This is a genomic window from Marinicauda pacifica, from assembly GCF_004793635.1.
GTDB classification, from domain to species: domain Bacteria; phylum Pseudomonadota; class Alphaproteobacteria; order Caulobacterales; family Maricaulaceae; genus Marinicauda; species Marinicauda pacifica.
This window is the reverse complement of record NZ_SRXV01000001.1, coordinates 442,497-464,227: the sequence shown is the minus strand read 5'-3', so window position 1 is coordinate 464,227 and position 21,731 is coordinate 442,497. Positions and strand designations below refer to the sequence as shown.

16 protein-coding genes are annotated in these 21,731 nt (G+C 65.2%); 7 read left to right on the top strand and 9 right to left on the bottom strand.

Annotation, left to right across the window (positions count from 1 at the left end):
• Window positions 1-12: 12 nt before the first annotated feature.
• The gene (locus E5162_RS02345; RefSeq protein ID WP_135943336.1) at window positions 13-2,529 is read right to left on the bottom strand and encodes a ligase-associated DNA damage response DEXH box helicase; all 2,517 of its coding nucleotides are present in this window, start codon (window positions 2,527-2,529) and stop codon (window positions 13-15) included.
• A gap of 95 nt (window positions 2,530-2,624) precedes the next feature.
• On the opposite strand from E5162_RS02345, the gene E5162_RS02340 reads away from it, so the two are divergent.
• The 3 genes from E5162_RS02340 to E5162_RS02330 all read left to right on the top strand — a co-directional run bounded on the left by E5162_RS02340 (window position 2,625) and on the right by E5162_RS02330 (window position 6,889).
• On the top strand, window positions 2,625-4,907 hold the full coding sequence (locus E5162_RS02340; protein WP_135943335.1) for a prolyl oligopeptidase family serine peptidase: 2,283 nt from the start codon (window positions 2,625-2,627) through the stop codon (window positions 4,905-4,907).
• 79 nt (window positions 4,908-4,986) lie between these two features.
• On the top strand, window positions 4,987-5,958 hold the full coding sequence (locus E5162_RS02335) for a hypothetical protein (RefSeq protein ID WP_135943334.1): 972 nt from the start codon (window positions 4,987-4,989) through the stop codon (window positions 5,956-5,958).
• A 106-nt stretch (window positions 5,959-6,064) separates the two neighbouring features.
• Window positions 6,065-6,889 (top strand): alpha/beta fold hydrolase, encoded by an 825-nt coding sequence (locus E5162_RS02330; RefSeq protein ID WP_135943333.1) that lies wholly within the window; start codon window positions 6,065-6,067, stop codon window positions 6,887-6,889.
• A gap of 15 nt (window positions 6,890-6,904) precedes the next feature.
• Here the strand turns inward: E5162_RS02330 and E5162_RS02325 are convergent, their stop codons facing one another.
• Window positions 6,905-8,560, bottom strand: a complete 1,656-nt coding sequence (locus E5162_RS02325) for a thiamine pyrophosphate-binding protein (RefSeq protein ID WP_135943332.1) — start codon at window positions 8,558-8,560, stop codon at window positions 6,905-6,907.
• A 158-nt stretch (window positions 8,561-8,718) separates the two neighbouring features.
• Here E5162_RS02325 and E5162_RS02320 point away from each other — a divergent pair, with 158 nt between their 5' ends.
• Window positions 8,719-9,189, top strand: a complete 471-nt coding sequence (locus tag E5162_RS02320) for a hypothetical protein (RefSeq protein ID WP_135943331.1) — start codon at window positions 8,719-8,721, stop codon at window positions 9,187-9,189.
• Window positions 9,190-9,304: 115 nt separating this feature from the next.
• Window positions 9,305-9,724 (top strand): hypothetical protein, encoded by a 420-nt coding sequence (locus E5162_RS02315; protein ID WP_135943330.1) that lies wholly within the window; start codon window positions 9,305-9,307, stop codon window positions 9,722-9,724.
• A gap of 54 nt (window positions 9,725-9,778) precedes the next feature.
• Here the strand turns inward: E5162_RS02315 and E5162_RS02310 are convergent, their stop codons facing one another.
• Entirely contained in the window at window positions 9,779-11,791 is a 2,013-nt protein-coding gene (locus E5162_RS02310; RefSeq protein WP_135943329.1) for a TonB-dependent receptor, read from the bottom strand.
• A 122-nt stretch (window positions 11,792-11,913) separates the two neighbouring features.
• Between E5162_RS02310 and E5162_RS02305 the strand changes: the two genes are divergently transcribed.
• A complete protein-coding gene (locus tag E5162_RS02305) occupies window positions 11,914-14,517 on the top strand; it encodes a M14 family metallopeptidase (protein ID WP_135943328.1) in 2,604 nt (867 codons plus the stop codon).
• Between the two features lie 79 nt (window positions 14,518-14,596).
• Here E5162_RS02305 and clpA read toward each other — a convergent pair whose 3' ends face one another.
• The 3 genes from clpA to E5162_RS02290 all read right to left on the bottom strand — a co-directional run bounded on the left by clpA (window position 14,597) and on the right by E5162_RS02290 (window position 17,938).
• The gene (gene clpA, locus E5162_RS02300) at window positions 14,597-16,921 is read right to left on the bottom strand and encodes an ATP-dependent Clp protease ATP-binding subunit ClpA (RefSeq protein ID WP_135943327.1); all 2,325 of its coding nucleotides are present in this window, start codon (window positions 16,919-16,921) and stop codon (window positions 14,597-14,599) included.
• 4 nt (window positions 16,922-16,925) lie between these two features.
• A complete protein-coding gene (clpS, locus tag E5162_RS02295) occupies window positions 16,926-17,252 on the bottom strand; it encodes an ATP-dependent Clp protease adapter ClpS (RefSeq protein ID WP_135943326.1) in 327 nt (108 codons plus the stop codon).
• Window positions 17,253-17,524: 272 nt separating this feature from the next.
• Window positions 17,525-17,938: a phasin family protein gene (locus E5162_RS02290; protein ID WP_158291172.1), complete on the bottom strand. Its 414-nt coding sequence runs from the start codon at window positions 17,936-17,938 to the stop codon at window positions 17,525-17,527.
• Between the two features lie 231 nt (window positions 17,939-18,169).
• On the opposite strand from E5162_RS02290, the gene E5162_RS02285 reads away from it, so the two are divergent.
• Window positions 18,170-19,477, top strand: coding sequence for a D-alanyl-D-alanine carboxypeptidase (locus E5162_RS02285; RefSeq protein WP_135943324.1), 1,308 nt, complete (start codon window positions 18,170-18,172; stop codon window positions 19,475-19,477).
• A 182-nt stretch (window positions 19,478-19,659) separates the two neighbouring features.
• Here E5162_RS02285 and E5162_RS02280 read toward each other — a convergent pair whose 3' ends face one another.
• The 3 genes from E5162_RS02280 to E5162_RS02270 form a co-directional block, all read right to left on the bottom strand.
• Complete coding sequence (locus tag E5162_RS02280) at window positions 19,660-20,121, bottom strand: J domain-containing protein (protein WP_206751023.1); 462 nt, start codon at window positions 20,119-20,121, stop codon at window positions 19,660-19,662.
• Between the two features lie 71 nt (window positions 20,122-20,192).
• Window positions 20,193-21,077, bottom strand: coding sequence for a division plane positioning ATPase MipZ (locus E5162_RS02275; protein WP_135943323.1), 885 nt, complete (start codon window positions 21,075-21,077; stop codon window positions 20,193-20,195).
• A gap of 50 nt (window positions 21,078-21,127) precedes the next feature.
• A complete protein-coding gene (locus tag E5162_RS02270) occupies window positions 21,128-21,730 on the bottom strand; it encodes an SPOR domain-containing protein (protein WP_135943322.1) in 603 nt (200 codons plus the stop codon).
• Between the last annotated feature and the right edge of the window lies 1 nt (window position 21,731).

Here is a 21,731-nt window from a genome sequence, read left to right as displayed (position 1 = left end):
CAACGTCCTGATTCAGCGCCCGAAAGCGGGATTGTCCACAGCCATCGCCTCGGCGATGATATCTGCGCCTGCCTCTTCAAGGACCGCGTCCTGAGCTGCCCCCGCAACCGGCTCGCGCCCGATCTCCAGCATCACCGGCACGGCAAGAGGGGAGATGCGCTCCAGCGCAACGTGATCGATCCGCCCCGCCACGCGTCGCAACGCGTCCGACAGCCGGCGAATGTCCAGCAGGCCCGACCCGGCATCCTCCCAGGCGGCCTGAAGCAGAATGTGATCGGGCTCGTGCTCGCGCAGCACGTTATAGATCAGGTCGGCTGAGAACGTGACCTGCCGGCCCGTCTTCTCCTGCCCCGGAAACCGGCGCTCGATCAGGCCCGCAATCACCGCGCAGGTGCGGAAGGTTCGTTTCATCAACGCGCTCTCGGCAAGCCAGGCATCGAGATCGTCGCCCAGCATGTCCTCGTCGAACAGCGCGCCCATATCGACACCGGACATATCCTCCAATGCCCAGACCGAGAGCGCATACTCGTTGGCCACGAAGCCCAGGGGCTTCAGCCCTGCCCGCTCCAGCCGCCGCGTCAACAACATGCCGAGCGTCTGGTGGGCCAGCCGGCCCTCGAACGGGTAGCAGACCAGGTAATAGCGGTTGCCGCGCGGAAAGGTCTCCACCAGCAGCCGGTCGGGCGCAGGCAATCGGGACTTCAGCTTCTGCAGGCCGAGCCATTGGCGGATCGGAACCGGCAGTGCACCCCAGCGCTCTGGATCGTGCACCAGATCGCGCACCCGCGAGGCCAGATAGGTCGACAAGGGGAACTTGCCGCCATTCCAGCTGGGCACTTTGGGCGTATCGGCGGCAGACCGGCTGACCAGGCATTCGCTGACGGTGACACCTTCGAAGCGCAGGATCTGACCGGCGAACAGGAAGGTGTCGCCGGGACTCAGCTGATCGGCGAACCACTCCTCCACCTGGCCGAGTTGCCGGCCGCCCCGGGCGTGGTTCGACGCCGAGGAGCCGGGCGCGACCAGCCTGACATTGAGCATCGGGCTTTCCACGATCGCCCCGATATTCATTCGATGGCGTTGAGCCACGTCGCGGTTGCGCGCCCGGTACCGGCCATCGGATCGCGAGACCACGATGCGGCGGAACCGGTCATAGCTCGCCAGCGCATAGCCCCCGCTCGCAACGAACTCCACGACCCGGTCGAACGTCTCGCGATGCAGATGGGCGTATGGCGCCGCCGACGTCACCTCGCGATAAAGCGCGTCGGGCAGGAAGGGGTCGCCGCAGGCTCGCCCCATCACGTGCTGGGCCAACACATCGAGTGCGCCGGCGCGCAACGGCTCGCCGTCGAGCGTCTTCTCCGCGACCGCTTCGCGAGCCGCCATGCATTCAAGATGCTCGAACCGGTTGGTCGGCACCAGAACGGCGCGCGATGCTTCGTCCAGACGGTGATTGGCCCGGCCAAGCCGCTGGATGAGGCGCGCTGAGCCCTTGGGCGCGCCCATCTGCAGCACCAGGTCCACATCGCCCCAGTCAATTCCGAGATCGAGGGTGGAGGTGCACACCACCGCCTTGAGCGCGCCAGCCGCCATCGCGCCTTCCACCTTCCGGCGCTGCTCGACGCTCAGACTGCCGTGGTGAAGCGCGATGGGCAGGTTGTCGTCATTGATCGACCACAGGCCCTGAAAGATCATCTCGGCCTGGGAGCGTGTGTTGACAAAGATCAGCGACAGGCGCGCGTCCTTGAGCTGGGCGTAAACGGCCGACAGCGCATGCTTGCCCGAATGGCCCGCCCAGGGGATCCGGTCATCCGGCGTCAGGATGTCGACCTGCGGAGATGCCCCCGCACTACCGGTAATCACGGTAGCAAACCGCGGCTCTGCCTCACTCTGCCGGGCAAGCCAGCGCGCGTGACCGTCCACGTCCTTGACCGTCGCCGACAGACCGACGCGGCGCGCGGCAGGCGCATAATTCGCAATGGCCGCCAGGCCGAGCGCCAGCAGGTCGCCCCGCTTTCCCGGCGCCAATGCATGAACTTCGTCGATAATGACGGCCTGCAGGTCGGCAAAGAAGGCCTCCCCGTTTTCCTGTGCGGCAAACAGTGCCACTTGCTCGGGTGTTGTCAGTAGAATGTCGGGTGGCCGCTGACGCTGTCGCGCGCGTTTCGATTGCGGCGTGTCGCCAGTGCGCGTCTCGATGCGCAGGGCCAGCCCCATCTCCTCCACGGGCGTCATCAGATTGCGCGCCACATCCTGGGACAGCGCCTTGAGCGGCGAAATATACAAAGTATGCAGCCGGTAGGGCCGGTCGCGGCCCTGCCCCTCCACGCGCCCGGCCAGATCGACAAGGCTCGGCAGGAAACCGCCCAGCGTCTTGCCGCCCCCGGTCGGCGCGATCAGCAAGGCGTCCTCACCGCGCCCGGCCGCCTCGATCATCTCCAGCTGGTGCGCACGCGGCGCCCAGCCGCGCGAGGCGAACCAGTCGGAAAACCGCTGTGGCAGCATCGAAGAAAGGCGAGCATCATCCATCGCGAAATTATGTAGTGGACCGCGCCACGTATCGACAGGGGCGGTTGCGCTCCCTACCTTCTGGCCAACGCTAAAAACTCTAGGGGAAACCATCCATGAGACTGATTTTGATGAGCGCCGCATCGGCTCTGGCTCTGACCGCCTGCAGCCAGCCGGCTGACACCGGGACGAACGAAACTGCCGAAAACACGGCGGCAGACGCCAGCGATACCGCTCAAAGCGAACGCGAGATTGATGTGGCCCTGGATTACCCCGAGACCCGCCGGGTCGATCACACCGACACCTATCAGTCCGCCGAACGCGGCGAGGTAGAGGTCGCCGACCCCTATCGCTGGCTCGAGGACGATGTGCGCGAAAACTCGGAAGTCGCCGACTGGGTCGAGGCCCAGAACGCGCTGACCTTCGCGTATCTGGAAGAAATCCCCGGCCGCGAGGCGATCGCCGACCGGATGGAAGAGCTTTACGACTATGAGCGCTTCTCCCTGCCCGACAAGGAAGGCGGCAAGTATTTCTTCAGCCGCAATGACGGGCTTCAGGACCAGTCGGTCTTCTACGTCCAGGACAATCTGGAGGGCGAGCCGCGCGTCCTGATCGACCCCAACACCTGGTCCGAAGACGGAACGGTGGCGCTGGCCGGCGCCTGGCCGAGCCCGGACGGGCGCTATCTCGCCTATTCCATCCAGGACGGCGGATCTGACTGGCGCACGATCGAAGTGCTCGACATCGAGAGCGGCGAACCGGTCGGAGACCGGATCGAATGGGTCAAGTTCTCCGGTGTCAGCTGGGCCAAGGACGGATCGGGCTTTTACTACTCGCGCTACCCCGAGCCGGAAGAAGGCGAACAATTCACATCCCTCAACGTGAACCAGGCAGCCTATTTCCACGAAATCGGGACGCCGCAGAGCCAGGACCGCGAAGTCGTTTCCGATGCGGAAAACCCTGAAATCGGCTGGGGCGTCGGCGAGACCGATGACGGCGAGTACCTGGTCATCAATTCCTGGCGCGGAACCGATGGGTCGGGCATTTCGGTGCTCGATCTCGATACGCCCGATGCCGAGCCGGTCGAGATTTTCGAGGGCTTCGCCAACAACCACTATTACATCGGCAATGAAGGCTCGCGTTTCCTCTTCTTCACCGACCTGGATGCTCCCAACGGCCGTGTCGTGAGTGTCGATCTGGAGAACCCCGACGAACTCACCGACGTCATCGCCGAAAGCGAGGCTCCCATCGAAGGCGTTTCGCTGGTGGGCGGCCACCTGATCCTCGAGCGCCTGGAAGACGTGAAATCGGCCGTCGGCGTCTACACGACGCAAGGCGAGCTGGTTCGCGAGGTCGAACTTCCCGGAATCGGAGCCACCGGCGGATTCGGCGGCGAAGCGGACGATCCGGAAACCTTCTACTCCTTCACGAGCTTCAACCGGCCGACCACGATCTATCGCTACAATGTGGAAACCGGCGAGAGCGAGGTGTTCCGCGAGCCGGACCTGACCTTCAATCCGGACGATTTCGTCGTTGAGCAGGTCTTCTACGAAAGCACGGGCGGTGCGCAGATCCCGATGTTCATCGTGCATCATCGTGATGTCGAGCCTAACGGCGAGCAGCCGACCCTGCTCTACGGGTATGGCGGCTTCGCCATCTCGCTGACGCCCACCTTCTCCACCTCCAACCTGCAATGGATGGAAATGGGCGGCGTCTATGCGGTCGCGAACCTGCGCGGCGGTGCCGAATACGGCCGCGACTGGCACGATGCCGGCCGCCTGTTCAACAAGCAGAACGTCTTCGACGACTTTGCCAATGCCGGCGAGGAACTCATCGATCTGGGCTGGACCAGCCCGGCCAACCTCGCCATTTCGGGCCGGTCCAATGGCGGTCTGCTTGTCGGTGCCGTGACGAACCAGCGTCCCAATCTGTTCGCCGCGGCTTTGCCGGGTGTGGGCGTGATGGACATGCTGCGTTTCAACCAGTTCACCGCCGGCCGGTTCTGGGTCGACGATTACGGCAGCCCGCAAGACCCGGAGATGTTCGACTATCTCAGCACCTATTCGCCCTATCAGAACATAGAGGACGGCGCCGAGTATCCGGCCATCATGGTGACCACCGCCGACACTGACGACCGCGTCGTGCCCGGTCACTCCTTCAAGTACACGGCCGCATTGCAGGAGGCCGATACCGGGGATGAGCCGGCACTGATCCGTATCGAGACGCGTGCCGGCCATGGCGCCGGCACACCGGTCTCCAAGCTGATCGAACAGAAGGCGGACGAATGGGCCTTCATCGGCTTCCACACCGGCGTCGACCTTGACGGCTACGCCGAGGGCCGCTCGGGCGGGGCCGGTACCCGGGACGATGCTGAAACAGGGTCCGGCGGCAGCCGCTAGGCGCGCTGGAACCATGTGTTAGACATGAAAGGGCGGGCCTCTTCGGGTCCGCCCTTTTATTGCGGTCGGGGGAGTGACCATGACCGAAACGCTGACCCGCTTCTTCCTGATCGAAGAGGCGCTTCGCGCCGGGCGCCCGCGCCCGGATTCCACCGGCACGCGGTTTGCTGCTGCGGCGCTGCTGCCCTCGTCGAGAACCGCAACGCAATGCAATGAGGCGACGCGTTCTCGCTATGAGGCGCTGACATCCGGTCTGAGCGGCGGGGGCTGGTTTTCCTCCTCCGCCCCATCGGGCAATCTGCGCTGGGTGTATGCAGCGATCCTGGCTGCGAACGATATCCCGGCGGAGCGCTTTCTCGACGCGCGAGGCCAGCTGCGCGAACAGGCAAAACGCGAGGCCGGACCGCGCCTTCATGCCGGCGGGGCCCGCGCCGCGCTGGTATTGTCGATCTCGGGCGAGCTCTCCAGCTACACGATGCGCCGCTTTTTCGAGCTGAAACGCGCCCTCAACCCGCCCTGGTGGCGTCGCAACGATGCGGTCACCGACACCTTCGCCGCCGGTCATGCCGCGCGCGACGATGCACCCGAGAGCGTGAAGCGCGCACGGGACGCCGCAATCGCCGTATTCGCCGGCAACAAACACGCCAGAAGCCACAAGCGCGAAGGCGCCCGTCTGAGTGCCCTGCTCGACCGCGATCCGCACGAGGTGCTCGCCTGCTTCGACACGCTGGAGACCGCGCGGCGCACCAGCGCCTACCTGAAACACCGCTCCGACCGCAGTCTGACCATGGAGTGGGCCGTCCAGGGGATGACCCGCGAGGATCTCGCCGCGATCAAGGACATCATGCAGGCTCTGCCCCGGCACATGACAAGCGCCGGACACGCGAAGGCGCGCCTGGCCTATCTGGTTCATACGACAGGCGGAGCGGACCTGCCGCTCGGCAGTGTCAATGCGCTTTCGGCCGTGCTGGCCGCGCAAGCCGCGATGATCGCCGCCATCACCGCATCCACGACGGCTGCCACCAGCGCCGCGGTCACGTCGGGCAGTTGAATACGGCACCGCCATAATCTTTTGGCAGCGCATCATACGGGACCCGGCGCTTTCCTTCCTTCGCTGCACTTGCGAAGATGACCTCCCATCAGTGAGAGACCCGCACGTGACCGCCACCTCCCGTTCGACCGTCATGCTGGCCAACGCGGCCGCTTTCATCACTCCGCAGACGTTTCAGCGCCGCGCCGTCTCCCAGTTCGTGACGCCGCGCGTGCGCAGCCAGACCGAGCGGGGACGCGAAATCCTCGACACGCTTCGGGCAGAGACCTTCCAGGGGCCGGTCGGCCGGCAGCGCGCCTACGTCGGCGGCGACGGGCCTGCCGTCTTCTTCCAGCACGGCTGGGAAGCGGACAGCGCCGATCTTGCCACCCACGCGGACGCCCTGCTGCAATCCGGCTTCAAGGTCGTACTGATCGATGGTCCAGCTCACGGGCAGAGCGAGGGACGCAAGGCCATGATGCCGGAATTCGGCGCCGGCCTGGCAGCCGCCGCGGACACGTACGGCCAGCCCTTCGCACTCGTCGCTCACTCCATGGGCACGCCGTCTGCCGTCATCGCGATGAGCCGCCATGGGCTCTCTCCGGACCGGTTCGTCTCCCTTGGTGCACCGCGCTCGCTGCCGGAAAACGTCCGCTTTCACGGCCGCTCGGCCGGTCTCAGCCATCGTGCCGTACGCTTGATGCTGGAGGGGCTGGAACGCCGCTTCGGCGAGCCGATCGAGCATTTCGATGTGGCGCGCGACGCTCCCTCGATGACAGCCAGGGCGCTCTTCGTTCACGGCACGGGCGACCAGATTGCGCGGGCCGCCTCGTCGAGCGAGATCGCCCGCGTCTGGCCCGGCGCCGAACTGGAGCTCTATGAAGGCCTCGGCCATCGCGGCGTGCTGCGTGATGCCCGCGTCATCGAGCGCGTGCGCACTTTCCTCAGCTAGCGCCTCGCCCTGCGCTCAGGCCGTACCGCGCACCTGGCTCAGCGTACGGCCCGGGGCAATGGTCTCGATATCGCCGCGGATCACGATCATGGCCGGCCGCTTGGCCCGGCGCGCACGTTTGAACGCGGCGCCGAACTCGTCTTCATGCTCGATCATTGTGGCGTACAGACCGAAACTCTCGGCGAATTTCTTGAAGTCCGGATTGGTCAGGTCCGTGCCCGAAACCCGGTTCGGGTATTCGCGTTCCTGATGCATGCGGATCGTGCCGTAGGCGCCATTGTCGACCACGATGAAGATCACGTTCGCACCATAATGCATCGCTGTCGCCAGCTCCTGCCCGCACATCAAGAAGCAGCCATCGCCATTAACCGAGATCACCTCGCGTTCGGGCGCCATGATCTTCGCGGCCACCCCTGCCGGCACGCCATAACCCATCGCGCCGGATGTCGGCGCCAACTGGGTCCGGTAGCTGCGGTGCTTGAAGAAGCGATGCAGCCAGGCCGCGTAATTGCCCGCCCCGTTGGTGACAATGGCGTCCTTCTTCACCAGTCCCGACAGCTCGGCGAACACCTTGGACAGATTGACCCCGCGCTCGACCTCTACCGGTGTGGAAAACGCCTCGAACTCGGCGTGCGCCGCTTCGGCCTGACCGGCCCAGGCGGGGTTTTCGACCCGAATGGATTTCAGCATGCGCGCCGCCTCGCCGATCGAGGCGTTGACGGCGAGTGCGGGCTGGAACACCCGTCCCAGTTCCTCGGCCCCGGGGTGAATATGGATAAGGCTCTGGCGCGGTACCGGCGCTTCGAACAGCGTATAGCCGGACGTGGTCATCTCACCCAGCCGAGGCCCGAGCGCAATCACGAGGTCGCTGTCGCGCACACGCGCGGCGAGTTTGGGATTCGGGGCGATGCCGACATCGCCGGCATAATTGGGCCGTGTATTGTCGTAATAATCTTTCGCCCGAAACGTGCAGCCCACGGGCAGGCCGTTGCGCTCCGCAAACAGGCGCGCATCGTTCACCGCCGCCGCGTCCCAGCCGCCGCCGCCGAGCAGCAGGAAGGGACGTTCCGCCACTTCGAGGCGCGCCTTGATCTCCGCGATCGCATCCTTCGAAGGCGCGGCGCGGGCCGGCTCGACGCGCGGCACCGGCGCGGCCTCGGCCGTTTCCACGAGCATGTCTTCGGGCAAGGCCAGCACGACGGGTCCGGGACGCCCGTTCATGGCAGTGGCGTAGGCGCGCGCCATGAATTCTGGCACACGGGCCGGATCGTCGATCTCGGCCACCCATTTGCACTGATCGGCAAAGAAGCGGCGATACTCGATCTCCTGAAACGCCTCGCGCTCGCGCATGTTTCGCGCCACCTGGCCGATCAGCAGGATCATCGGCGTGGAGTCCTGCATCGCGGTGTGCACACCGATGGCCGCATGGGTCGCGCCCGGTCCGCGCGTGACCATGCAGATGCCCGGCCGGCCGGTCATCTTGCCGTAGGCCTCGGCCATGTTCGCGGCCCCGGCCTCGTGGCGGCAGGTGATGAAGCGGATCCGGTCTCCGGCATCGACCAGCGCATCGAGCACGGCCAGATAGCTCTCGCCGGGCACGCCGAACGCCAGGTCCGTGCCCTGCGCCACCAGCGCGTCGACAAGATGCTGTGCTCCGGAACGTTCGATCATGGCGGTCTCCTGCGCGTGTCGGTCTGTGAGCAGGTAGCGCGCGCCGCACGCTCAAGGCAAGCACGAGCCGCCCGGCACGTTCACTCGGCTAAGCAATGATTCAGGGTCGGAGCGCAGGGTAAAAGACGAAGAGCTTCCCATTCGCTCAGGAGCGAGCCATGACCATCGAAATCCAGCACCGCGGCCCCCGACTCGTCGCCACCCAGTCCGGCCGGCTGGGCTGGGCCGAGCTTGAGGACGCCTTCGAGGTCTGCGCAGCCTGGCTGGATCGGGACACCTCTCTCACGCAGGTCCTGTTCGACCTGCGAGGCGCCCGCCTGGACCTGACCGGCATCGAAGCCGACCAGCTTGCCGAACTTGTCACATCGGTTTTTCCTCGTCCGGTCGTCGCGGCTGTGGTCGAGCCCGAAGCGCCCCAGGGCCGCGAGCTGCTTGTCGCATTTGCCGACAAGCTGGAGCGGCTCGGCATCTGCCTGGCCATCTGCGGTTCCCTGAAGGGGGCGGCCAAATACCTTCATGCGCTGGAAACCGGTGCACGCCCGGTTCCCGCATTATCTTTCATGAAACAGATCAGGGTCGAGATCGAACGTATCATCCAGCCCCAGGAACTCTATCTGGGAAGCCGGTAGCCCCCCGCATTGCCATCAAAGCTGACTAGCGCGGATGTGTAACCGGATATTCCATACTCACACTTCGTTCAGAATATCTCATTACTGAATACATTCAGTATATGAGGTGCAGGTAATGGCCTTCGAGATTGTCGTGCAAGGTACATGCATGATCGCCACCCAGACCGGTATTCTGGACTGGCAGGATTGCGACTACGCGTTTGCCCGTTGCGACGATATGCTGGCGGCCCATCCCGGAATCGACCGGTTGCTGCTCGACCTGAGCGGGGCCCGGCTTGCCATGAAGCCGCTCGAAGCGCGAAGCCTGGCCAAGCTCGCGCGGGCAGCCTTTTCTCGCCCGGTGAAGACAGCCATCGTCCATCCGATCGACGAAACCGGTGCTGCTTTCCTGCAATCCTATGTGATGGCGCTGCAAGAGAACGGAGCGCGGGTTGCGCTGTTCCGCGGCATTGAGCCGGCGCAGGACTTCCTGCGTCCACGCAACGGCCTTGCAAACACGGGCCTCCTGCCGACCTGGTTGCGAAAAGCGATGTAGAAGGTCGCTCCTCGTATACCTCAGCGACGCCTGCCCGCCTGGACCCGCCTCGATTCACCTTGAAAGGCGAACTCCAACCGAAACACTGCGGGGCTCGCCCGGGAAGTAGCGGTAATTGCCGAAGGCGTAGTCGGCCCGTTCCGCATAACGGTCATCGAGGACATTTCGGATCGACGAAAACACGTCCAACCCCGGCCGCAACGTGTAGCGAGCGCGCAGGTTCAAGAGATCGTGGCCTTCATAGCGCGCCGTATTGGCCGCATCGGCGAAATACTCGTCGACATGGATCCACTCCGCCTCTATCTGGCTGTCGAATGTCGGCTCCCAGACCGCGCGCACATTCCACAGCCATTCCGGCGCGGTATCGACCCGGTTGCCTGGCGCAATGCCCTCGGTGGCATCGGCAAACGCATATTCGTGAACGGCCCAGGTTACCGAGGCTGAAACCGTCAGCCGGTCACCCAGCGGCTGGACCAGGCTTGCCTCCACGCCGTCATGCGTGGTTTCCGCGTCCGACACGTTGAAGCCATTGGCATCGCGGAAGAAGACATTGGTCTTGTCCATGGTGAACCCGACCAGCTCGATCCGGCCCGAGGCCCAGCTCTGCATGCGCAGGCCCGCCTCCAGGCTGTCCAGCTCTTCAGGATCGAATCCGCCGACCTGCTGACCGGAATCGAGTCGGTACAGCTCTGCGGTCTGCGGCGCGCGCACGCCGCGGGCCGCACGCGCAAACAGCTGAAGCCGGTCGGTCGCGTCGAAGACCACTCCGGCATGCGGCGCAAAAGTGGTGAAGCTGTCGCTGCGGTCGGCCGGGCGCAGATACCGCCCGGTCACGCCGTTGGCAGTGCGATTGTCATAGTCGTAACGTGTTTGCTCCAGGCGGGCGCCACCTTCCAGCGACAGCCGCTCGCTCAGCTGAAAGCGGCCCTGCGCGAACACGGCCGCCACACCGGCCTCAACCGCATAGTCGTAGTGCAGGCCCTGGGGAAAGCTCCCGAAGCCCGGCTGGGTCTGATTCTCGATCAGAAAGCCGTTTGTCCATTCGCCATCCATGCCCAGCATGAACCGGCTTGTCTCGGTCTCGCGCACCAGCGCGGACTGCAAACCCAGCGAGTCGTGCCCGGTGGTCTCCAGCGCCTCGCTCGGCAGGAAATGGAGTCGGAAATCCATCTCGTTCGAACGCCCGTAGACGGCCCCCGTGGCGCGCCAGTTCTGTGAAAGGTTCTGGTCGAGATGCAACGAAACCCGGGCCGCGCGCGCATTGCGGAAGGCTTCCGGATCGGCGTTCTGTTGCGACAGTGCCTCGTCCTCATACGCCTTGAAGCCGCTCACATAGGTCGCCGTCTCCTGATCGAGATCGACCAGGCTGGCGCGCAGCGACCAGTCGAGCGCGCCGGCCGCGCCATCCAGACTCGTCTGGAGCGTGGAGCGATCGAGCTGCGCGTCGTCACGCCACCCGTTCTCGTGACGCACCCCCAGACCGATGAAGCCCGACCCGAAACCCGTCTCGCCTCCCGCATAGGCCCGCGCGCGCACCCTCCCGAAGCTGCCCGCTTCCAGCTCGGCGAGCCGCCCGGCCTCGTCCGGCTCCGGCGTGATCACATTGACCAGGCCATGCAGCGCATTCGACCCGTAGACAGCCCCACCGGGTCCGCGAATGACCTCGATCTGACCGGCCAGGTCATCAACCGCCTCGAACAGCCCGTTGATATTCGCAAATCCGGCCGCACGCAGCGGGATACCGTCTTCGAGATAGAGGAATGAACCCGCGCCAGCTCCACCGGTAAAGACCGGAGAACGGATCGCCGTCAGATGCTCGACGCCATTGCCCCGGTTGATGAAAACGCCCGGCGAGCGGTTGAGGATTTCGGAAATATGCTGGGCACCGATCCGGCGCAGCTCCGCCCGGTCGAAGACCGTGACGGGAGTGGCGAGCGTTTCGGCCACCTCGCCGGTGCGGGCACCGGAAACAACGATGACATCGTCGCCCGGCGAAGCCTGGGTGATCGCGAGGGCGAGCGCGGCAAGAAGCATGGCAGGGTCCTGGTCGGTTGCGTCGCTCGTCATCTAGCGCGCCGGTCGGCTTCGATCACCCCTTTGCGCTGAGTGTTCGCATACGCTTGACCCCGGCCCGGTGCGTTTTACGCTTCGGGCAAGGACTACGGGACATCAGATCCAGGGGAGAGACAGTGCTCAATCGTTTGCTGGCCGCCGCCGCGGCCGTGTGTATCAGTGTGGGTGCGCAAGCCCAATCCTACACGCCGCGCCCTGTTGAAGACCTGCTCGCGCAGGACGTCACCTATGACAGCGCCATCCCCAAGCCGGAGGATGTGACGGGCTTCGCGTCCGGGCAAATTATCTCCACGCCGGAAATGCTCCATAGCTATGCCCGCGCCGTGGCGGCCGCCTCCGACCGGGTCAGCATCGAGGTGATCGGGCGGTCCCACTTCGGACGTCCCATCCTTCGCGTGACCTCCACCTCCCCGGCCAATCAGACCCGGCTGGAGGAGATTCGCGAGGCTCATATGGCGTTCTCTGACCCCGGCCGCACGGCTGAAGTCACCGAGGAGACCCCGGTCATCGTCCAGATGACCCACGGCGTGCACGGAACCGAGGCGTCCGGCTACGATTCCAGCGCGCCCCTGCTCTACTTCCTCGCCGCAGCACAGGGCGAGGAAATCGAGGCTCTGCTCGAAACCACGGTGATCAACCAGATCATCCTGATCAATCCGGACGGGGCGAGCCGCTTTGCCCACGACGTGAACATCCATAATGCCGAGGCTCCGGTTGCCGACCCCCAGCATCGCGAGCACACCGGCTCCTGGCCGTGGGGGCGGACCAATCATTACTGGTTCGACTTGAACCGCCAATGGCTGCCCGTGACCCAGCCCGAAGCTGCCGCACTCGTGGACGCAACCCATCACTGGATGCCGAACGTCGCCGCGGACCTGCACGAGATGGGCAGCAACTCCACCTTCTTCATCTCGCCGGGACCGGTGGACGGCCTTCACCCGCTTCTCAGCCAGGCCGGACTGGAGCTCAATCTCGAGATGAACGAGTTGCTCGACGAGCAATTCAGCGCCGAAGGGGCGCTCTATGTCGCCGAGGAACGGTTCGACGACTTCTACCTGGGCTATGGCTCCAGCTACCCGGGCCTGCTCGGCGGCGTGCCCTACCTGTTCGAACAGAGCTCGGTCCGCGGCATCATCCAGGACACCGAACGCGGCACGCTGCGCTATGACGACAAGATCGGTCAGCAGGCACGCACCGCCATCGCGCTCATCCGGGCCAGCCACGCACGGCGCCAGGATTTGCTCAACCACCAGCAGGCCTTTTTCCGCGAAAGCCTGCGTCTGGCCGGTGAGAATGCGACCAGCGCCTACGTCTTCACCTCGCACGACGAGGGGCGCCTCGCCGCCTTCCTCGACCTGCTGGCCCACCACCGGATCGATGTCTTCGAACTGGACCGGGCCGTGACCGCCTCCGGCGTGCGCTATCAACCCGGCCAGTCCTATGTCGTGCCCTTGGCACAGGCGAATTACCGCGTCATCGAAGGCCTGTTCGAGACTCGTGTGATCGAGGACAAGACTGCCTTCTACGACGTGTCCGGCTGGACCCAGCCGCTGGCTTACGACCTTGACTACGCCGCGCTGCGCCCGGGCGCCTTCGGGCAGGACGCGATCGGGGATCAGGTGACGGCACGTATCACCGCGAACGAACCGCCCGCCAACTCCAGCATCGCCTACGTCATCGACTGGTCGGAGTTCTACGCACCGCGCGCCGTCTATCGCCTGCTCGATGCCGGCCTGCACCTGCGCGTCATTCCCGACGAGATCGAGCTTCAAACTGAAGCGGGCAATGTGAGCATGGCACGCGGCTCCATCCTGGTCCCGGTTGCGGGCCAGGTGCTCGAGGCAGATGCGATCCACGAGCTGGTCAGCCAGGGCGCGCGCGAGGACGGCGCCGTGATCCATGCCGCCAGCTCCTCGGCGACGGCCAGCGGGTCGGACCTCGGCGGCTTCTCGCTATCCAATGTCGAGCGCCCGAACGTGCTGCTCGTCACTGGCGAGAGCGTCAATAGCGGCGATGCGGGAGAGCTCTGGCATCTGCTCGATCATCACATGCATATGCCGGTGGTGATGATCGACGCGGAAAACCTCTCCGACTCTGACCTGTCCGGCTACACTCACATCCTGCTGCCTGACGGGCGGTATGATCCGCTTGGAGAGTCTTTCGCCGAGACGCTCTCCGGATGGGTCGAGGATGGCGGGGTGCTGGTCGCCACGCGTGGCGGCGCCCGGTTTGCCGCCGAGCAGGAAATCGCGGCGGTAAAGACGGTCGATACTGCCAGTCGGCCCGAGGATGAAGCCCCGAGCGGACCGCAGGCATACGCCACGATCGACGACTGGGACGTGGAGCACACCATTTCCGGTGCGCTGTTCGAAGGCGTGATCGATACCACCCACCCGCTGGGCTACGGCTATCGCGATGCCACCCTGCCCGTGCACAAGATCGGCACGACCGCCTTTGCTACCGGCGAGGACCCGTTCGCGACGCCGCTGCGCTATGCGTCCGGCGACCCGATCCTGTCCGGCTATGCCTCACAGCGCAACCGCGATGCGCTCGCCGGGCTGGGCGCCGTTCACGCCACACGGCGCGGCGAGGGATCGGTCATCCTGTTTGCCGACGATCCGTATTTCCGCGCCTACATGCTCGGCTCGTCGAAAATGGTCCTGAACGCCATCTTCTTCGGCAATGACTTCAGGGGATCTGCCCGGGGCGAGGGCCAGTAGCTCTCCGCTCACGCCAGCAAAAAGCCCCGCCGGCATTCGCCGGCGGGGCTCTTTCTTGCCCTAAGACCTCGGACGCGCCCTAGCGCACCGTCTCTTCGGTCTTTTTCTTCTTCGGGCCCTTGGGCTTTTTCAGCCGGTCGGCCGGGATGATCTCGAAGTCGAGGCGTTCGGGATCGGCCGCATCGACATCGACCTTGACCACGCCGCCCTTTTTCAGCTGACCGAACAAGATCTCGTCGGCCAGCGGCTTCTTGATGTGCTCCTGGATGACGCGGCTCAGCGGACGCGCGCCGAACTTCTCGTCATAGCCCTTTTCAGACAGCCACGTCGTCGCGGCTTCGGTCAGTTCGAAGCTGACACCGCGATCGGTGAGCTGGGCTTCGAGCTCCAGCACGAACTTCTCCACGACCCGGCCGACAATCGACTGCGACAGCCCCGCGAACGGGATGATCGCATCGAGACGGTTGCGGAATTCGGGCGTGAACAGTTTCTCGATCGCCGCCAGATCCTCGCCTTCACGCTTGCCGCGCCCGAAGCCGATGGCTTCCTTGGCAGCGTCGGAGGCGCCCGCATTGGTGGTCATGATCAGAACCACGTTGCGGCAGTCGATCTTCTTGCCGTTCGTGTCCGTGATCTGGCCGTTATCCATGATCTGCAACAGGATGTTGAAGATGTCCGGGTGGGCCTTCTCGATCTCGTCGAGCAGCAGGACCGAATGGGGGTGCTGGTCGATCGCGTCGGTCAGCAGGCCGCCCTGATCGTAGCCGACATAGCCCGGCGGTGCGCCGATCAGACGGCTGACCGTGTGACGCTCCATATACTCGGACATGTCGAAGCGCAGCAGCTCCACACCCAGGATGGAGGAGAGCTGACGGGCAACCTCGGTCTTGCCGACCCCGGTCGGGCCGGAGAAGAGGTAGCAGCCGATCGGCTTGTGCGGCTCGCGCAGACCGGCCCGAGCCAGCTTGATCGCGCTGGCCAGCTTGCCGATTGCCTCGTCCTGGCCGTACACGACCCGTTTCAGGTCGGTATCCAGGCTCTTCAGCGCCGCCTCGTCCGACTTGGAAACCGATTTCGGCGGTATGCGGGCCATCTTCGCGATGACCGTCTCCACATCCTTCACGCCGATCGTCTTCTTGCGCTTGGACGCAGCGACCAGGCGGGTCGATGCCCCGGCCTCGTCGATCACGTCGATCGCCTTGTCGGGCAGTTTGCGGTCGCCCATGTAGCGGTCCGACAGCTCTACGGCCGCCTTCAACGCATCGTTGGTAAAGCGGATATCGTGGAAATCCTCGAAATAGGGCTTCAGCCCCTGCAGGATCTTGATCGTATCGGGCACAGAGGGCTCGACCACATCGATCTTCTGGAAACGGCGCGCCAGCGCGCGATCCTTCTCGAAGTGCTGTCGGTACTCCTTGTAGGTCGTGGAGCCCATGCAGCGCAGCCCGCCCGACTGCAGCGCGGGCTTCAGCAGGTTGGAGGCATCCATCGCCCCGCCCGAGGTCGCGCCTGCACCGATCACGGTGTGGATCTCGTCGATGAACAGAATGGCGTGCGGCTTGGCTTCGAGCGCCTTGACCACCTGTTTCACGCGTTCCTCGAAATCGCCGCGATAGCGGGTTCCGGCCAGCAGAGTGCCCATGTCGAGGGAGTAGATCACCGCCTCTGACAGAACGTCGGGCACTTCCTTCTCGACGATCTTGCGGGCCAGGCCTTCGGCGATCGCCGTCTTGCCCACGCCCGGATCGCCGACCAGCAGCGGGTTGTTCTTGCGCCGGCGGCACAGGACCTGGACGCAGCGCTCCACCTCGGACTCCCGTCCGATCAGCGGATCGATACCGTCCTTGCGCGCCTTCGCGTTCAGGTCGACGCAATACGCGGCCAGCGCATCGTCCTTGTCCTCGCCCTTGGCCTCGTCTTCCAGGTCCTCGGCCCCGGTCGCCGCGCGCGTTTCGCTGGCGCCCGGCTTCTTCGCGATGCCGTGGGAGATGAAGTTGACCGCGTCGTAGCGGGTCATGTCCCGCTCGGCGAGGAAATAGGCCGCGTGGCTTTCGCGCTCGGCGAAGAGGGCGACGAGCACATTGGCGCCGGTCACCTCCTCGCGTCCCGAATTCTGGACGTGGATGACGGCACGCTGGATGACCCGCTGGAAACCGGCGGTCGGCTTGGCGTCCTCGACCTCTTTCAGGATCAGGCTGGCCAGCTCGTCATCGACGTATTCGTTGAGCGTGGAGCGCAATTCATCGACGTCGACGTCGCAGGCGCGCATGACCGCACCGGCGTCCTCGTCGTCGCAAAGCGAGAGCAGCAAGTGCTCCAGCGTGGCATATTCGTGCTTGCGCTCGTTGGCGGCTGCGAGCGCGCGATGCAGGCTCTGTTCGAGAGCGGGCGAGAATGATGGCACGTCGCTAATCCTTTTCCATCGTGCACTGCAACGGGTGCTGGTTCTGCCGGGCTGCGTCCATCACCTGGGCGACCTTGGTCTCGGCCACCTCGTATGTGAAGACACCACATATTCCCACGCCATGCTGGTGCACATGTAGCATGACCCGAGTCGCGTCTTCTGGGGACTTGTGAAAAATCCCCATCAGAACCTCGACGACAAATTCCATCGGCGTGTAGTCGTCATTGAGCAGCAGCACCTTGTACATGGACGGGCGCTGGGTCTTGGCTTTCGGCTTGAGGGCCAGACCGGTTCCCCGTCCGGGTTGGTCTGAGCTGCGCCGTTCAGTCATGGCGGTCTACACATCCTTCATCGTGAGCAGCATCTGGTCCGTAAGTCGTGATCCGCAATGCTACAGGCTCACATTTTCACCCTGACAATGGTAATTAAATAGTGGCGCACCCGGTTCTGGGAAGCCCTTGCATCCGGTTCGTCGCAGCCCGGCACGTAAAAACCACAGTCAGGGCGCGCTATCCCCGCCAGACAAAAAGAAGGCCCGGCACTAGGGGCCGGGCCAGTCTGGGAGGAAACGTTTAGGTCTGCAAGGCTGGCGCCGTTTCGCGCCTAGCCGGTTGCCGACCCGGCCCTGCTCGCCGCGCCCGACATGCGCGTGCTCAAGGGCTGAAATCCGTCTTTGAACATGTCGCTCATCAGGCCGCCGGTACGTGACAGCTCGCCAGCACAGGCGTCGAGCGCTGTCTTGGTATAATCGGCCTGGACCGCGATGAGTTCCTGAATTGACTGCGCGGAGGCCATGCTCCGGGCCGCCGTCAACGCGCTCTCGGCCGATTGCCGGGCAAATGCCGCCGAGCGGGTGTTGAAGGTGTCGAGCGATTTCGACGTGGCTTTTGCCGACTGAAGAAGGGCGCTCACCGTATCCTTGTGAAGATCGGCGCACTGGGTGAAGGCGGCCAGAAACGGGTCGGTTGCCGCTTTCGCAGCCCCCTCGCCGGTCTCGGTTTTCTTCGCCGTCGCCATATCGGCGCCTCCAGTTCCGGTCCGAAGAGCGGGTGTTCGCGCTGAAGCAGCGGGAAACATCGCCTTCGCATCTGCAGCAAATCTGACTCCGGGAGCCGGTCGGGTCAAGCACTTTTTGTGCGATGCAACATATCGTTTTCAGAAAAGAGAACCGCATGTGACTGCCACCGAGCCCCGCGAGAGCGATTCGGGTTAACGCGTTTTCAACGCTCGCGGCGGCACAGTCGCGCCATGATCCGCGCGCCCTTCCTTCTCGTTCTGGCGTTCCTGCTCTTGGCTGGAGCCGCGCCCTCCCATGCGCAGAGCCGCAGCGCCGCCTTCGTCGCGGACATGGACAGCGGCGAAGTCCTGCACGCGCGCCAGGCCGACGAACCGCGCCACCCCGCCTCTCTGACAAAGATGATGACCTTGTACATGCTCTTCGAGGCGCTCGAAGACGGCCAGGTCAGCATGGACACGACCCTCACCGCCTCGGCCGAGGCGGCGTCGCGCCCGGCCTCCGATCTCGGTCTGGAGACCGGCGACACGCTGAGCGTGGAAACCGCCATTCGCGCCCTGGTCATCCGCAGCGCGAACGACGTGGCGGTCGTCGTCGGCGAGCACCTGTCGGGCACGGAGAGTGCGTTCGCGGCGGACATGACGCGCCGCGCGGCGGAGCTGGGTCTCCAGGCGACGCTGTTCCGCAACGCCTCCGGCCTGCCCGATAACGAGCAGATCACGACCGCGCGCGACATGGCCCGTCTGGCCCATGCGCTGAGCCGCGACTTTCCCCAGTACTGGCACTATTTCTCCGAGGAGCGCTTCACCTACGGGTCGCGCACCTGGCGCAACCACAATTCGCTGGTCGGCCGCGTGGACGGCGTGGACGGGCTGAAAACCGGCTATATCCGCGCCTCGGGATTCAACGTGGTCACCACCTCGCAGCGCAACGGCCACCGCCTGGTCACGGTGGTGATGGGCGGGCGCACCGCTGCCGTGCGCGACTCTCATGCCGAGGATCTTCTGGAAGCGGCCTACACGGCGATCGATGCGCGCGCGGAAGGACGGCTTCTGGCCGCACTGCAAACGCCGCGCCTCAACCCGGTACGCGAACAGGCGATCCTGACCGCCGAGCTGGCCGATCTGCGCGAACCCACCGCGATGGGCTCCGCCGAAGGCGCACCGCCCGTCTCCGTCGTGCTGGCAGACCCGGCCGACATGCGTCCAGCGCGCAGCCGGCCCGCCCCATTGTCCGAGCCGACGCCCGCCGCACAGATGGCCGCCGCGCCTGCCCCGCAGGCCGACACCGCGGCGAGCTGGGCCGTTCAGGTGGGAGCCTACACCTCGCAGGCTGCGGCCCTGGCGCGGCTGGAGAGCCTGCGCGACGCCCACCTGGCCTCCGAGCCGGCCCTTACCCCGTTTGCCGAGGCAGTCGACCGCAATGGCCGCACGCTCTGGCGTGCCCGGTTTAACGGCGTGGACGCCAGCGGTGCCCGCCGCGTCTGCCAGACTCTGGCCAATCGCGGCGAACCCTGTTTTGCGGTGAGCCCGAACGCATAGGGTTCGCGAACCTGTCTTGCAGCCCTTCGAGGCTTACGGCTACGCCCTGAGCCGCTCAGGATGAGGGCGATGACGGCATTCCACGCTCTCGGGATCCCGGGTCAGTCCGGAGATCCGGAAACCCGGAGGGGACCGGGTGAAGGGGTTGAATGACAGCGGACACCCCCGCAACCGGACGCCGGTTACTTTTTCAACGCATCCAGCAACACGTCGCGCGCCAGAGTGACGCGGGAGGCGAGCCCGTCCGACCCGCCGGCGTCGGGATGCACGCGCTTCATCAGCGTGCGGTGGGCGCTGCGGATTTCGTCTTCTCCGGCATCCTTGCCAACGCCCAGGATTTCGCGCGCCTCGCCCGCGTCCATGCCGCGCTGTGAGGGGGCACGCCCGCCGGTTCGCTCCTGCCCGCCCGCCTTGGACCGCCCGCCTCTCATCGCGATTCCCAGCATTCCGATCGCCGCCCCCGCGATGGGAACGCCGAGTACACCGGCGCCGCGCAGCGTCAGGAACAGGCCGGCCAGCACCCCGATCACGCCCAGCGTGATGCGCGTGCTCTGGGCCGCCGTCTCGGTCTTCATGCGGGAAAAGACAAAGCCAAGCCCAAGCAGGAGCCCGAGAACCGCAACAAGGCCGAAAATCAGGGTCACCGGCGTGTCCTCATGCGGCTGGAACAACAAACCAGAGCATCTTCATCGGCTCTGAAATCGAGGCCGAGGCTCTAGAACGGGATGCGTTCGCCCTCAAGCCCGGGCAGTTTGAGTACGATGAGAAGGTCGCGCAATTCCTGACGCGCGGCCACGTGGCTCAAGGTGAACTGCTTGGCCGATCCGTCCTGTGTCAGGTCCAGCAGGGTCAGGCCGAGCGGGAAGAGTTCGCGATAGATCACCCGCTCGCCAAAGCCCGGCGCGAGCCGGAAGCCGACCCGTTCGGACAGCTTTTTCAGTCCCTTGCCCACGCGGCGCTTGTTGCGCGCATCCAGCATGGAGATCCGGTTGCGCATGACCACCCAGTCGATCGACTTCTTCTCCTTGACCGCTTTCTGCTTGCGGCATTCCCACACCAGCGCCGAGTACACGCTGGGGCGGCCGACCTCGAACGTGTCCGGATCGACATCGGCGAGCAGATCGAAATCGACGAAGGAATCGTTGACCGGCGTGATGATCGTGTCCGCGCTGGAATGCGCGAGCCTGGAGAAGTGTGTGTCGGCGCCTGGCGCATCGACCACGATGAAGTCGCAGCGGGCCTTCAGGTCTCTGAGCGCGGCCTTCCAGGCCTCGACCTCTTCGGCCTCGGCCTCGTCCAGCGAGCGCGCCGTACTGGCCTGCACGACGACCTGTTCGGGTATGGGCAGGTCCAGCCCGCGCCGCTCGCTCCAGCGGCGGCGATTGTCGAGATAGCGGCCCAGCGTGGACTGGCGCACATCCAGATCGATGACGCCGACGCGGCGGTTCATGCGCATCAGCGCGACGGCGAGATGAATGGCTACGGTGGACTTGCCCGCCCCGCCCTTCTCATTGCCCATGACAATAATGTGCGCGGGCCGGTCGGAAGACCGGCCCGAGGAGTCGCGATCGCGGGCAGGATCGAAATGTGGCGACGACATGGCGCTACAGATAGTCCGGCTCGCAAGAAAGCTTAAGGGGGGCGTGCAGCTTAATTTGCGACGGCCTCACCGCGAAAATCGGTCACCTGGCACCACTCCGCGCGCTGTTGCACCGCGGCGCAGGCGGCCATGGCCGCGGCCCGGTTATCGTACGGGCCCGCCTTCAGGCGGAACCAGTGACCTGAGTCCAGATCGACCTCGCTGACCACGCCGGACCGCCCCTCAAACTCGGAGCGCGCGCGATAGGTCTGCCAGCCGGTCTCGGCCAGCTCGCGGCTGCGGTAGGAGGCGACGTGAACACCATGGAAGACCGGCGAGAAACCGGAGAGGTCCGGCGCCGGTTCATAGGCGGGTTGCGGCTCGCTGGCGGTGGTCTGGAGCGGCGCGTTCAGAGCCGCGTCCAGAGCATCGAGTTCGCCCTGTGCCTGCTCCAGCCGCGGATCGCCGCTGCGCGCCGCCATTTCGAGCTGACGGGCGACGCGCTGCGCCTGGGGATGGGCGTAGGACACCGGCTCGCGCGTTTCCGGCATGGACGCACACGCCGCCAGCGGAAGCAGGAGGAGCAGAAGGCCCAGCCCGCTTGCCCGCACGCCCCGGCGCCGGATAGCGTGCTCGCGGATTTGCGTTTGCCGTGTCGTGTTTTGCGCCCTCATG

Excerpts from the sequence above, each read along its gene's own strand:
- E5162_RS02270 (WP_135943322.1), bottom strand. The coding sequence starts at position 21,730 with ATGAGGGCGCAAAACACGACACGGCAAACGCAAATCCGCGAGCACGCT.
- E5162_RS02285 (WP_135943324.1), top strand. The coding sequence starts at position 18,170 with ATGATCCGCGCGCCCTTCCTTCTCGTTCTGGCGTTCCTGCTCTTGGCT.
- clpS (WP_135943326.1), bottom strand. The coding sequence starts at position 17,252 with ATGACTGAACGGCGCAGCTCAGACCAACCCGGACGGGGAACCGGTCTG.
- E5162_RS02325 (WP_135943332.1), bottom strand. The coding sequence starts at position 8,560 with ATGATCGAACGTTCCGGAGCACAGCATCTTGTCGACGCGCTGGTGGCG.
- E5162_RS02340 (WP_135943335.1), top strand. The coding sequence starts at position 2,625 with ATGAGACTGATTTTGATGAGCGCCGCATCGGCTCTGGCTCTGACCGCC.
- E5162_RS02320 (WP_135943331.1), top strand. The coding sequence starts at position 8,719 with ATGACCATCGAAATCCAGCACCGCGGCCCCCGACTCGTCGCCACCCAG.
- E5162_RS02335 (WP_135943334.1), top strand. The coding sequence starts at position 4,987 with ATGACCGAAACGCTGACCCGCTTCTTCCTGATCGAAGAGGCGCTTCGC.
- E5162_RS02275 (WP_135943323.1), bottom strand. The coding sequence starts at position 21,077 with ATGTCGTCGCCACATTTCGATCCTGCCCGCGATCGCGACTCCTCGGGC.
- E5162_RS02290 (WP_158291172.1), bottom strand. The coding sequence starts at position 17,938 with ATGGCGACGGCGAAGAAAACCGAGACCGGCGAGGGGGCTGCGAAAGCG.
- E5162_RS02345 (WP_135943336.1), bottom strand. The coding sequence starts at position 2,529 with ATGGATGATGCTCGCCTTTCTTCGATGCTGCCACAGCGGTTTTCCGAC.
- E5162_RS02315 (WP_135943330.1), top strand. The coding sequence starts at position 9,305 with ATGGCCTTCGAGATTGTCGTGCAAGGTACATGCATGATCGCCACCCAG.
- E5162_RS02310 (WP_135943329.1), bottom strand. The coding sequence starts at position 11,791 with ATGACGAGCGACGCAACCGACCAGGACCCTGCCATGCTTCTTGCCGCG.